The 12,530-nt window shown below is 71.4% G+C and carries 11 protein-coding genes; 4 read left to right on the top strand and 7 right to left on the bottom strand.

Annotated features, from left to right (window positions below; all coding sequences use genetic code 11):
- Positions 1-183 precede the first annotated feature (183 nt).
- Complete coding sequence (locus tag FHX80_RS00490) at positions 184-936, top strand: thioesterase II family protein (protein WP_145762265.1); 753 nt, start codon at positions 184-186, stop codon at positions 934-936.
- 74 nt (positions 937-1,010) lie between these two features.
- On the opposite strand, the gene FHX80_RS36305 is transcribed toward FHX80_RS00490, so the two are convergent.
- Together FHX80_RS36305 and FHX80_RS00485 are read right to left on the bottom strand one after the other, a co-directional pair.
- Positions 1,011-1,136, bottom strand: a complete 126-nt coding sequence (locus FHX80_RS36305; RefSeq protein ID WP_280118734.1) for a hypothetical protein — start codon at positions 1,134-1,136, stop codon at positions 1,011-1,013.
- Complete coding sequence (locus FHX80_RS00485; protein WP_167523342.1) at positions 1,120-2,466, bottom strand: MFS transporter; 1,347 nt, start codon at positions 2,464-2,466, stop codon at positions 1,120-1,122. The genes FHX80_RS36305 and FHX80_RS00485 overlap by 17 nt, the downstream gene beginning before the upstream one ends.
- Positions 2,467-2,798: 332 nt before the next feature.
- On the opposite strand from FHX80_RS00485, the gene FHX80_RS00480 reads away from it, so the two are divergent.
- Positions 2,799-3,332: a hypothetical protein gene (locus FHX80_RS00480; RefSeq protein ID WP_145762263.1), complete on the top strand. Its 534-nt coding sequence runs from the start codon at positions 2,799-2,801 to the stop codon at positions 3,330-3,332.
- A gap of 27 nt (positions 3,333-3,359) precedes the next feature.
- Here the strand turns inward: FHX80_RS00480 and FHX80_RS00475 are convergent, their stop codons facing one another.
- From FHX80_RS00475 to FHX80_RS35055, 3 genes are all read right to left on the bottom strand, one after another.
- A complete protein-coding gene (locus tag FHX80_RS00475; RefSeq protein WP_145762262.1) occupies positions 3,360-6,401 on the bottom strand; it encodes an AfsR/SARP family transcriptional regulator in 3,042 nt (1,013 codons plus the stop codon).
- 147 nt (positions 6,402-6,548) lie between these two features.
- A complete protein-coding gene (locus FHX80_RS00470) occupies positions 6,549-9,923 on the bottom strand; it encodes a pyruvate carboxylase (RefSeq protein WP_145762261.1) in 3,375 nt (1,124 codons plus the stop codon).
- 226 nt (positions 9,924-10,149) lie between these two features.
- Positions 10,150-10,491 (bottom strand): hypothetical protein, encoded by a 342-nt coding sequence (locus tag FHX80_RS35055; protein WP_208764554.1) that lies wholly within the window; start codon positions 10,489-10,491, stop codon positions 10,150-10,152.
- On the opposite strand from FHX80_RS35055, the gene FHX80_RS00460 reads away from it, so the two are divergent.
- Positions 10,490-10,714 (top strand): hypothetical protein, encoded by a 225-nt coding sequence (locus FHX80_RS00460; RefSeq protein WP_145762260.1) that lies wholly within the window; start codon positions 10,490-10,492, stop codon positions 10,712-10,714. The two genes, FHX80_RS35055 and FHX80_RS00460, sit on opposite strands and share 2 nt — an antisense overlap.
- A 23-nt stretch (positions 10,715-10,737) precedes the next feature.
- Here the strand turns inward: FHX80_RS00460 and FHX80_RS00455 are convergent, their stop codons facing one another.
- A complete protein-coding gene (locus FHX80_RS00455; protein ID WP_145762259.1) occupies positions 10,738-11,349 on the bottom strand; it encodes a TetR/AcrR family transcriptional regulator in 612 nt (203 codons plus the stop codon).
- 21 nt (positions 11,350-11,370) lie between these two features.
- Between FHX80_RS00455 and FHX80_RS35350 the strand changes: the two genes are divergently transcribed.
- Positions 11,371-11,640 (top strand): hypothetical protein, encoded by a 270-nt coding sequence (locus FHX80_RS35350; RefSeq protein ID WP_244318105.1) that lies wholly within the window; start codon positions 11,371-11,373, stop codon positions 11,638-11,640.
- A 57-nt stretch (positions 11,641-11,697) separates the two neighbouring features.
- On the opposite strand, the gene FHX80_RS00445 is transcribed toward FHX80_RS35350, so the two are convergent.
- Complete coding sequence (locus FHX80_RS00445; RefSeq protein ID WP_145762258.1) at positions 11,698-12,486, bottom strand: SDR family oxidoreductase; 789 nt, start codon at positions 12,484-12,486, stop codon at positions 11,698-11,700.
- Positions 12,487-12,530: the final 44 nt, after the last annotated feature.

Raw genomic sequence — 12,530 nt, 5'->3', positions numbered from 1 at the left:
GGTCCGCCACCGCCGCCCCGCCCTCAGTACGCTGGAACCCCGCGACGGCGAACTCGCCGTTCTCGTGGAGGACCCCGTCGACCGCCCGTGAACAGTTGGAGAGCTGGATCGCCGCCGCTCCGTGAGCGGGGGCCGTCCACGGAGTCGGTCACGGACCGGACCGAGCACAAGAGAAGGGATGTCGTGAACAACTGGATACGGTGCTTCCGCCCCGCCCCCGGCGCCGGAGCGCAGTTGCTGTGCTTCCCGCACGCAGGTGGTTCGGCCACCGGTTACCATCCGCTGTCGACCCAGGTCGCGGGGACGGCGGAGACGCTGATCGTGCAGTACCCCGGGCGGCACGACCGCATCGGCGAGCCGTTCGCCGAACGGCTCGTCGATGTCGTGGACGCGGTGCTGGCCTCGCTCCCCACGAGCGGGGGCCGGCCGCTCATGCTGTTCGGCCACAGCATGGGCGCGCTCCTGGCGTTCGAGACGGCACGGCGGCTCGCGGCCGAAGGGCGGGAGCCCGCCGCTCTGTTCGTCTCCGGAAGCGAGGCCCCGTCGTTGCCACGACGGGCACGGCTGCCCTGCCCGCCCAGTGACGAGGACCTGATCGGGGAGCTGCGGCTGCTGTCCGGTACGGACGAGGAACTGCTGGCCGATCCCGAGATCCTCCAGCTCGCACTGCCGCCGCTGCGTGCCGACTTCCGCATGCTCTTCTCCCGCACCCACGTTCCCGGGCCGCCGCTGCGCTGCCCGGTCGTCGCGCTGACCGGTGACAGCGACCCCCGGGTATCCGTCGAGGGAGTACAGGCCTGGGAGCGGGAGACCGAGGGCTCCTTCGAACGGCATGTCCTGCCCGGCGGCCACTTCTTCCTGGGCGACCACCTGGCCCGTTTCGCGGAGCTCGTCGCCGCATACGTGCCCGGCCGGGCGGCCCGTACGGGCGTCTGACACCGCGCATCCGACAGGACTTGGGCCCCGGCTCCCTTCCGGGCCGGGGGACAAGTCCTGCCGGATGCGGTCACTCACCGCGAAGCGAACCCCGCAGGCAGCGCGTGGAGGGAGTCGTCGCCCTCCCGGACCGCGATGATCCGGCGGGCCGTCCCGTGCGGCGTCAGCTGTTGCTCGAACGGCTCAAGCGCGTACCTCATCGCGTTCACCTCCCCGTTGGCCGCTCCGCTCGACCGGCTCCGGCGGTGCGTCGAGGTCGGGCAGCAGGATGTCGATGTCCCTGATCGGACGGCTGGCCAGTCCCCAGAGGGCGACCGCGGTCCCGCCGATGCCGGCCAGGAACAGCATGGCCGCCATGCCGCTGCCCGGAGCGTCACCGACGAGGGGGCCGAGCACGGTGAAGAGTCCGGAGCCCCGGGCGGCCTGCGGTTCGAAGACGTGGTCGGCGAGCGGTCCGGCGACCGCCATGGCCACGGGTACGGAGATCTGCGACAGGAACATCACCGCGCCGAAGACCCGGCCCTGCCATTCGTGGGGGACCTTGGTCTGCACGATCGTCTGCATCGAGGCGTTGACCAGGGTCATGAGCAGAGCGGCGACCAGAATGGTCAGGCACCAGCCGGTCACCCCGCCCACCAGGCCCATCGCCACCAGGCCGGACAGGCACATGCCGACCACGCCGAGCATCATGCCCCGGCCCCGGTTCGCAGGTCCGCCCCAGGCCGCCATGAGCAGAGCGCCCGCCACTCCGCCGACGCCCACCGAGGTGTTGACAGCGGCGAGTGCGCCGTTACCGGCCCGGAGCAGCACCATCGGTGAGATCAGGGCGAAGCCGAAAACCATGACCAGGTTGACGACGCAGAAGTTGATGATCAGGTCGCGCAGGCTGGGTATCCGGAACAGGTAACGCAGCCCCTCGACGGAGTCGGCGGTGATCCGCGGCCGCGGTGCGCCAGGCTTCGCCGTCACCCGGTCACCGGCGAAGCGCACGATCCGGACGCCGACGAGGGCGAACGCATAGCTCGCCACGTCCACCAGGAGAGTCGGGCCGATCCCGAAGAGCGCGAGGAGGAGGCCGCCCAGCGCCGGGCCACCGATCCCGGCGGCACTCTTCGCACCGGCCAGCAGGCCGTTGGTGCGGTCCAGTTGGTCCTTGCGGACCAGGAGCGGCACGGCCGAGGCCAGGGCCGGGAACTGGAAGGCGGCGCAGACGCCGAGCAGCACGGCGGCCGGATAGACCTGCCAGGACTGGAATGCGTCGAGGTAGTGGAGCAGGGCCAGCGAGCCCACGACGAGGAGTCCGCCGGCATCGGCTATCTGAAGCGCGGTGCGCTTGGATATCCGGTCGACGACTGCGCCGGCGAGGGGACTGAATACGGCCTGCGGCAGCATGGCGCACAGCGAAAGAAGGGTGACGGCGGTCGCCTGCTCACCGGACGACCACACCTCGACGATGAACGCGAACCGGACCGCCGCGCTGCCTGCCAGGGAAACCGCCTGACCGGACCAGACAAGGAGGAAGGGGCCCATTCCCGAGAAACGACCAGGAGTGGCCGTCGATATCCGGGCGCCCATCAGAATTCGGATCCGTTGTGCACCGGCATCCGGCGTATCGTGCCGCCGCCGTTGAATGATGTGATTACCACGCCTCAATCTCCCGAATGTCGCATCTACCGCGGATCACCACGGATCCCTGTCCGAATCGAACGGGGTCAGCATGCGGTCACCGAATACCGATGCGCTCCCTCGGCGAACGTGGGAACGGGAACGGAGCGGGAACGGATCGGGAAGGAACCGGGAAGGAACCGGGAGCCGGGACAGCAAGGTTCGTTGGGTAGCCGTCTGCAGCGAGGAGCACTCAAGTGAAGGACCCCAGCGACCGTTCCCCCGACGGGACGGAGCTGCGCCAGGCCTTCCAGGACCTGTCCACCGTGGAACGGTGGGCCGAACATGTCGCGTCCGGTGATCATCGCCACCCGTACGCCGCGCCGGAGTCCTGGGACGGTCCCCAGTTCAGCGTCGAGACCAGAACCGAGGACGGCATGCACACGGTGGCCGGGATCGAGGCGTGGCCGCCCGGGGGTGACGGCGGGGTTGCCGCCCTGGCCGAGACGGAGCGTACGGTGCTCCGCTCCCTCGTGCGATCACTGCTCGACCTGGCCGGCCACGAGTCGGGAGCAGCCCGCACCCGCGTGGTGCTCACGTCCGCCGGCCCCCGCGTCGCCGCCTGTCGGCTGGATGGTGACCTGAGGGCCGGTGGAGCGGGCGACGCCGGTCCGTTCCCGCGGCAGTTCCCGGGGGCGGAATCGGGTCAGGAACAGGCCGACGAGGAGGCCCGGCCGGGCGGTCGGCGCGCACATGCGGTGACGGGGCACCGCGCCGGGGCCCAGCCGTGAGCGGGGTGCCACGGTGGCGGCCCGAGGTCAGCCATGGCCGCGGCGTCGCCCCTCCGGCACACCCATCCCGGCGAAGAGCTCCTCGGCCGCGACCCGGTGCCGGACCGCGTCCGGTGTGTCACCGAGGGCGTCGGCCATGCCCGCGAGGGCGTAGGCCTCCTCGATGCGATAGCTGAGGGACGAGGAGAGCTCATGGGCATGGGTGTGCAGCGCGAGCGCCGCCACCACGTCGCCCTGACGGCGGCGCAGCCGGCCCACCATGTTCTCCACCTTGGCCCGGCGCAGGGGCGAGGAGTTCGCACGCATCAGGGCGAGGGCGAGCTCCGCCTGGTCCGGCTCCCGGGGAGGCCTGCCCAGCAGGTCGTCCACATCGGCGGACAACGCCAGGGTCAGGGCGAGGTTCACCTCGTTGCCCGCGTCCCCGTACAGTTCGCGGGCCTCCGCCAGGCAGCGGTCGGCCTCCTCGTAGGCACCCAGGCCGACATGGGCGAACGCGAGGTCGGTGATGGCGCCGGGCAGCCCCTCGTGCTGCCCCAGCCGCCGGCTCAGCGCGGCCGACCGCAGGGCCGCGTCGCGCGCCTCCTCGTACCGTCCCCACTGTTCGTAGAGCGTGCTGAGAATGGTCAGGCTCTCGGCCTCCGCGCGCGGGATGCCCAGGTCGCGCTCGTGCGCGATCGCCGTCTCCATGTGACCCAGGGCATCGGAGAATTCGCCGAGCAGGCTGTTGAACTGGCCGAGGATGCTCTCGCTGTGGGCCCGGGTGTGCAGGTCACCGAGACGGATCGCGACATCCCGGCTCTCCCGGGCGGCTTCGAGCCCCTCGGTGAGACGGCCGAGTTTCCAGCCGGCGACGGCCAGGTTGGAAAGGCTCACCCCCAGCAGTGCCAGATCCTGCAGCCGCCCGGCGGCGGCGACCGCGACCCGGCTCAGCTCGCCGAACTCCTCCAGGAGCCCGAGGTCGTTGAGCTGGAAGACGAGATTGCGGGCCAGGCACACCACATAACGGTCGTGGCCCCTGCGCTCGGCCAGCGTGACGGCCGCGAGGAGCGCCGACTGCTCGCGCAGGAACCACTTGCGCGCCCGCTCGGTGGTAGCGAGGTCGGGCAGTTCGGCCGTGGAGGGCGGGATGCCGGTGCTGCGCCGGCGCCGACCGGAATAGAGGAGATCGCATGCCACCTCGGTGGCGGTCAGGTAGTAGCCCAGCAGCCGCTCCACCGCACCGGAGTCCTCGCCGGCCTCGTCGAGCAGGCTCTGCGCGAAGCTGCGGACCAGATCGTGGAAGGTGTAGAGGCCGATCTCCGGCTGCTGCACGAGATGGACGTCGAGCAGCATCTCCAGCAGGTTCTCCGCGTCCCGCGCGCCCGAGCCGAGCAGCGCACCGGCGGCGTGGATGTCCATGTCGCTGCCCGGGTGCAGTGCCAGCGTCGAGAACGCGTGTCGGCACTCCTCGTCCAGAGCCTGGTAGGACAGGCGCAGGGTGGCGGAAACGCTGCGGGCGCCGGAGCTGAGCTCGTCGAGTCTTCTGGTCTCGTCGCGCAGCCGTTCGGCCAGGTACTGGAGGGTCCAGCGCGGGCGGTTGCGCAGGCGGGCGGTGGCGATCCGCAGGGCGAGGGGGAGATGACCGCAGAGCCGGGCGAGCTCGGCGGCCGCCTCGGGCTCGGCGGCGACGCGCCGGGCGCCGAGCGTCTTGGCCACCAGCATCGCGCTGTCCTGGGGCGGCATCACCCCGATGGAGATCCACCGCGCGCCGTCCAGATCGACCAGGCGGGCCCGGCTGGTGACGATGACCAGGCAGCCGGGGGTGGCGGGCAGCAGCGGTCGGATGGCACCGGCGTCGGCGGCGTTGTCGAAGAGGATCAGCAGCCGCTTGCCGGCCAGGGTGGCGCGCCACAGGGCGATGCGGGCGGGTACGTCGTCGGGGATGAGGGTGCCGGGGACACCGAGGGCCCGCAGCAGGCTGTCGAGCGCCATGCCCGCGGTCACCGGCTGGTCGCCCGGCGTGTATCCGCGCAGGTCGATGTGGAGCCGGCCGTCCGGGTACTCCGGTGCGAGCCGGCGCGCCGCCCGCACGGCGAGCGAGGTCTTGCCGCAGCCGCCCATGCCGTCGATGGCCACGATCTGCGGGCCCTGTTCACCGCCGTCCTCGGCGGCACGCAGGATCTCGGCCAGTTCCCGGTCCCGGCCGGTGAAATCCGCGAGGTCGTACGGGAGGGTGCTGGGGGGTTCGGCGGGCAGCACCACCGGAAGGCCCCGGGCGGCCGCCGGCTCGGGACCGGTCAGATCGGGACCGGCCGGCTCGGGACCGGTCAGATCGGGGCTCTCCCGGAGGATTCCCTCGTACAGCTTGGTCAGGTGGGGGCCGGGATCGATGCCGAGTTCCTCGACGAGGAGCACGCGCACCCTGCCGTACTCCTCGAGTGCCTCGGCCTGCCGCCCGGACCGGTACAGCGCGATCATCAACTGGCCGCGCAGGGACTCGCGCAACGGGTACTGCTGGACCAACTCACGTATTTCGACGACGAGTGCGGCGGCCTCTCCCAGTCCCAGGCGGAGCTCGAAGAGCTGTTCCGCCGCGGTCAGCCGGCGCTCATCGATCGAGGTCGCAGCGGCCTCGACGACCGGGCCGCCGCCGCCCGAAAGAACAGGCCCGCGCCACAGGGCAAGGGCGCCGCGTAACATCTCGGCGGCTTCGGCCGTACGGCCCTCGGAAGCGGTCTGCTTCGATTTCCGTATCAGTAGGCCAAATTCGGACAGGTCGATTTCGCATCGCTCATCGGCGACGCGATATCCGGGCCCATCGGTGAGCAGGACGCGGGCGCCCCCGGGTATCCGCCTTCGGAGGTCCGCAACCGCCTTGCGCACTTGATGTGGTGCCGTCGGCGGGGGTTCTTCCTCCCAGGCCGCCTCGATCAGCCGGGAAATCGGAAGCACCTTTCCCGGCTCCATAAGCAGAGTGGCCAGGACTCGCTTCTGAATGATTCCCCCCAGCCGGAGCCGCGTCCCGTTCGACCACCCCTCGATCGGCCCGAGAATGTTGAAGCGCAGTCGAACCTCTTCCGGTGTCGGCACGCATCCTCCCCCTCAACCGTCCGCCCACCCGTAGTCCTGCCCGGGCGCGAGGCGATCGTAGCCGCTGGGGGATGAAGGACATCCATGGTGTGGTTGAGATATTGCAGGTGTGTCAGATGTGTCGGGTGTTTCGGGTCCTCAGGTGTGTCAGGCGATCACGATGAGGAGATCGCCCGCTTCGACCTGCTGGACCCTGCCGATCGCGAGACGGCGCACCACCCCGGCGGCCTGGGCGGTGATCGACGCCTCCATCTTCATCGCCTCGATGGTGGCGACGGTCTGACCGGCCGACACCGAGGCGCCCTCCTCCACCTGAAGGGTGACGACCCCGGCGAACGGCGCCGCGACATGGCCCTCGTTGCCGCGGTCGGCCTTCTCGGCAGCCTTGACCTCGGTGGCGATGGACCTGTCCCGTACCGACACCGGCCGCAACTGCCCGTTGAGAGTGGCCAGTACGCTGCGGAACCCGCGCTCGTCGGCCTCGGAGATGGCCTCCAGCTCGATCAGCAGGGTGACACCGGGTTCGAGCGTGACCGTGTGCTCGGTCTCCGTCTCCAGCCCGTACAGGAAGTCCTGGGTCGGCAGGACGGAGGTGTCCCCGTACGCCTCGCGGTGGGCCTCGAACTCCTTGGTCGGACCGGGGAACAGCAGCCGGTTCAGCGTCGCGCGCGGCGACCGCTCCAGGCCTTCGCGGTCCTCGTCCGACAACCGCGGGGTCTGCGCCTTCGCCGGGCGGCCCTGCAGCGCGCGGGTGCGGAACGGCTCGGGCCAGCCGCCCGGCGGGTCACCCAGCTCGCCTCGCAGGAAGCCGATCACGGAGTCCGGTACGTCGAACTTGCCGGGGTCGGACTCGAAGTCCGCCGCCTCGACCCCCGCGCCCACCAGGTGCAGCGCCAGGTCCCCGACCACCTTGGACGACGGCGTCACCTTCACCAGCCGGCCGAGCATCCGGTCGGCCGCGGCGTAGCAGTCCTCGATGAGTTCGAAGCGGTCGCCGAGACCGAGGGCGATGGCCTGCTGGCGCAGGTTGGACAGCTGCCCGCCGGGGATCTCGTGGTGGTAGATCCGGCCGGTCGGCGAGGCGAGCCCGGACTCGAAGGGGGCGTAGACCTTGCGGGTCGCCTCCCAGTAGGGCTCCAGGTCGCCGACCGCCTGGAGCGAGAGGCCTGTCGCGCGCTCGGTGTGGTCGGTGGCGGCCACCAGCGCGGACAGCGGGGGCTGGCTGGTCGTTCCGGCCATGGAGGCGACCGCCGCGTCCACCGCGTCCACGCCCGCGTCGATGGCGGCGATCAGCGTGCCGAGCTGCCCGCCCGCGGTGTCGTGGGTGTGCAGATGAACCGGCAGGTCGAACCGCTCGCGCAGCGCGGTGACGAGGGTGCGGGCGGCGGGCGGCCGCAGCAGCCCGGCCATGTCCTTGATGGCGAGCACATGGGCGCCCGCCGCCACGATCTGTTCGGCGAGACGCAGGTAGTAGTCCAGCGTGTACAGGGTCTCGCCGGGGTCGGAGAGGTCCGCGGTGTAACAGAGCGCCACTTCGGCCACCGAGGTGCCGGTGGCGCGTACGGCGTCGATCGCCGGGCGCATCTGGGACACGTCGTTGAGGGCGTCGAAGATCCGGAAGATGTCCATTCCGGCACTGGCGGCCTCGGCGACGAACGCCTCGGTGACCTCGGTGGGATAGGGCGTGTAGCCGACCGTGTTGCGGCCGCGCAGCAGCATCTGCGTGCAGATGTTGGGGACGGCCTCCCGGATCTTCACCAGCCGCTCCCACGGATCCTCGGCGAGGAAGCGCAGCGCCACGTCGTAGGTGGCGCCTCCCCAGCATTCGAGGCTCAGCAGCTGCGGAGCGGTCCGGGCGACGTGCGGTGCGACGGTCAGCAGGTCACGGGTCCGCACGCGGGTGGCCAGCAGCGACTGATGGGCGTCGCGGAACGTCGTGTCGGTGACGGCGACGGCCGACTGGGCGCGGAGTTCGGCGGCGAAGGCCTCCGGGCCGAGGGCCGCGAGGCGCTGGCGCGAACCGGCCGGCGGTGTCCCGGTCGGCAGGGCGGGCAGCTTGGCGGCCGGGTCGATGACGGCGGGCCGGGCACCGTACGGCCGGTTGACGGTGATCTCGGCGAGATAGCCGAGCATGCGGCTGCCGCGGTCGGCCGAGGGGCGGGCCCGGATCAGCTCCGGGTGCTCCTCGATGAAGCTCGTCGTGATGTGCCCCGCCCGGAAGTCGGGCTGGTCCAGCACGGCGCCCAGGAACGGCAGGTTGGTCGCCACCCCGCGGATGCGGAACTCCGCGATGGCCCGGCGCGCCCTGCGGGCCGCGTTGGTGAAGTCGTGCCCGTGACAGGTGAGTTTGACGAGCATCGAGTCGAAGTGGGCGGACACCTCGGCACCGGTGTGGACGGTGCCGCCGTCCAGCCGCACGCCGGGCCCACCGGGTGAGCGGTAGGCGGAGATGGTGCCGGTGTCCGGCCGGAAGCCGTTGGCCGGGTCCTCCGTGGTGATGCGGCACTGCATCGCGGTGCCGTTGAGGGTGATGTCGTCCTGGGCGAGGTGCAGTTCGGGCAGGGTCATGCCCGCGGCGATGCGCAGCTGGGCGATCACCAGGTCGCGCCCGGTGACCTGTTCGGTCACGGTGTGCTCGACCTGGATGCGCGGGTTCATCTCGATGAAGACGTGGTTGCCGCGCTCGTCGACGAGGAACTCGACGGTGCCCGCGTTCACGTAGCCGATGTGGCGTGCGAAGGCGACGGCGTCGGCACAGATCCGGTCCCGCAGTTCCGGGTCGAGGTTCGGGGCGGGCGCGATCTCGACGACCTTCTGGTGGCGGCGCTGCAACGAGCAGTCCCGCTCGTACAGATGCACGACGTTGCCGTCGGCGTCGGCGAGGATCTGCACCTCGATGTGGCGGGGGTTGATCACCGCCTGCTCCAGGAAGACCGTCGCGTCGCCGAACGAGGAGCGTGCCTCGCGCATGGCCGCGTCGATCGACTCGCGCAGCTCGCCCGCCTCGGCGACGCGGCGCATGCCGCGCCCGCCACCGCCCGCGACGGCCTTGACGAAGACCGGGAAGCCGATGTCCTCGGACGCGGCGACGAGCGCGTCGACGTCCTCCGAGGGTTCGGAGGACTTCAGCACCGGTACGCCGGCCTCCCGGGCGGCGGTGACCGCCCGGGACTTGTTCCCGGTCAGGTTCAGCACCGGGGCCGGCGGCCCGACGAACGTGATGCCGGCCTCGGAGCAGGCGGCCGCGAGGTCCGGGTTCTCCGACAGGAAGCCGTAGCCCGGGTAGATCGCGTCGGCGCCCGCCTTGCGGGCGGCCCTGATGACCTCGTCCACGGAGAGATAGGCCCGCACGGGATGTCCTGGCTCCCCGATCCGGTAGGCCTCGTCGGCCTTGGCCCGGTGGAGGGAGTTACGGTCCTCGTGGGGATACACGGCCACCGTGGAGATTCCGAGCTCGAACGCCGCGCGAAACGCGCGGATCGCGATCTCCCCACGGTTGGCGACCAATACCTTGTCGAACATCAAACTCCCCAGTCATGTCACGAGCGCGTGGCGTCAGGACGGGCGATGTCGCACGGATACGCCGGTCGGCGTCCCGTGGTCACTCGGCGGCGGCGAAGTGCTCCGTGGTTTCTCGGGCCCGAAGCGTTCGACACCGTACCGGAGACCTACCCACAGATCGCGGACACACGAGATGGCCTGCGTCACGTAGGGCGGGCCCGGCGGCCAACCGGTTCCTGGCGGTTTGTCACCGATCCGCCGGCTGACCGCCATCGAGGGGCGCGGGCGCACGGCGGTGACGGTCCGCGGGGCGGCGTGCCCGGCGCGGCGAAAAGAGGGTGTGCGCATCTCTTCGCTGACCTCGGGGGGCGCTGTTGCGTTCGTGGTTGAGCTGCGCGGTGATCAGCCGCCAGCCGCCGTTCACCTCGCCGCACCGTCGGCGGGATGGTGGCCACTGCGACGTGATGCCCCGGTTGCGGGCGATGCGTTCGGCGGCGGTGAACTGGTCGGGCATGTCCAGGGACCGGTCGTCGGGCACCGGGGCGCCGTTGTCGGGGGTGAGCGCGGCGCCGAGGAAGACGCGGCTCATGGACTCGACGCCGCAGCCGATGCCGGTCTCGACGGCGCCGGCGGCGATCAGGTGCACGGCCCGCTGGGACGATCCGCAGGTGCAGTCGATGGTGGTGGAGGCGGTGCGGGAGAGGAGCGGGAAGACAGCCGGCCGGAACTTCAGCGGCCGTGACCCGCACCGGACCTACGCCGCCCACGGCGTCGCGAGCCTCGACACGACGGGTACGCAACAGATCCCCTGAACGGGCGGGCGCACCTGCCCGGGTCAGCCGGCGGCCGGCTCGGGGGCGAGCAGCAGATGGCACGCCATCCGCAGATCGGCGTCGGCGTCCTGCGGAGTGATCCGCTGGTTGAGCCGGGACTGCAGCACCCCGTACCAGAGCAGGATCAGCAGCCGCAGCCGGGTGATGTGGTGATCCGTGGGCTCTTCCACGCCCCAGGCCCGCAGCAGCACATCGATGAAACCCGAGTCGATCCGGGCCAGGTCCGGGACGGTCGAGGCGCGGGCCGCGTTCGCCGACTGGATCATCGCGGTGGCCAGGGCCGGCCTGCGCAGCAGATTGCGGGTGGCGCTGCCCAGCGTCTCGAAGACGGCGTCCTCGGGAGGGGTGTCCGGCGCACGGTCGGGCACCCGGGCCGCGAGCCCCTCGATCTGGTCGGCCATCAGCGCGGTGAACAGATGGGTCTTCGAGGGGAAGTACCGGTACAGCGTGGCGATCGCCACCCCTGCGGACTTGGCCACCTCGTGCATCTGCACCCGCTCGAGACCCGTCGAGGCGGCGATGTCCGCCGCCACCTTCAGGATGCTCTGACGGCGTGCGCGCTGCCGGGGCGAAGTGGGCTCGGCCCCCGCCCTGTCCTCGGCGATTCTGGGCACGCTCCCCCTCCCGGCGCTCGATTGTGTCCACGGCTGCTCAGACAATACGCCGGGCCCGGGCCCGAGTCAGGCTCGGTCCGCCGCGCCGTACCGGTCAGCGGGACCGGCCCTGCCCCCGGCCTGCTGTTCAAGACCGCCGGCGGCAACGCGCTGCGGCGCGGCAACCCCGTCGAACGGGCCTGGCGCGACGCCCACGCGGGCAGCGTCCATGTCGCCAACGACGTGGAACGCGCCCTCGCCATGTACGGCCGCGGGGCCTTCGGCCTGACGGTCGAGGACAACCTGGTCTGAGCGCCCGAGATGTTCCCGGCCCCCTTCGCAAGGGGCGGGGACCGTCTCGTGTCCTCCTCAGTCGGTCTGGCCGGCCGTCCTGGCCGCGAGGTAGCGGGCGGGGAACTCACCGCCGCCGTGCACTGCCAGGTCCGCCCCGTTGACGTACCCGGACAGTTCGCTCGCGAGGAACAGGCAGGCACGGGCGACGTCCTCGGGCACGGCCATCCGCCGCATCGGGATGACGCCCGCCACCGACTCCCCGCCGTCCGCGCCGTAGACGGACGCCGCGCTCCGGGTGCGGATCAGCCCCGTGGTGATGTGGTTGACCCGGACCGCGGGCGCCCACTCCAGGGCCAGTGCCTTGGTGAGGGCCAGCAGCCCGGCCTTGGCGGCGGTGTACGCGGCGGTGCCGGGCTGCGGGTCATGGGCGGAGACACTGCCGATGTTGATGATCGAGCCACCGCCGTCCCGCGCCCGCATGGCGCGGTGGGCCGCCTGCGCCACATAGAACGGCGCGAGCAGATTGAGCGCGACGATCTTCTCCACGAACCGCGGCGAGACGGTGGCCGCGTCGGCGTCCGGGGAGCCGCCCGCGTTGTTGACGAGTACGTCGAGCCTGTCGAACCGTTCCACCGCGGCGTCCACCAGCGAGGACGCCGCCGCCGGGTCGCGCACATCGGCCGCGACGAACACCGCCTCCCGGCCCCCGGCCGCGGGCAGGGTGTCCGGGGTGTCGCGGCCGCAGACCACCACATCCGCCCCGGCGCCCAGGAACGCCCCGGCGATGGCGGCCCCGATGCCCTTGGTGCCGCCGGTGACCAGCACCGCGCGCCCCGTGAAGTCCAACACGCTGTCGATATACATGACTTGAGGCCTCTCTTTCTGCAGGACGGCTGTGATCGGGGCTT

Origin of the sequence: Streptomyces brevispora (assembly GCF_007829885.1) — a bacterium.
GTDB classification, from domain to species: domain Bacteria; phylum Actinomycetota; class Actinomycetes; order Streptomycetales; family Streptomycetaceae; genus Streptomyces; species Streptomyces brevispora.
This window is presented reverse-complemented; position numbering and strand designations above follow the sequence as displayed.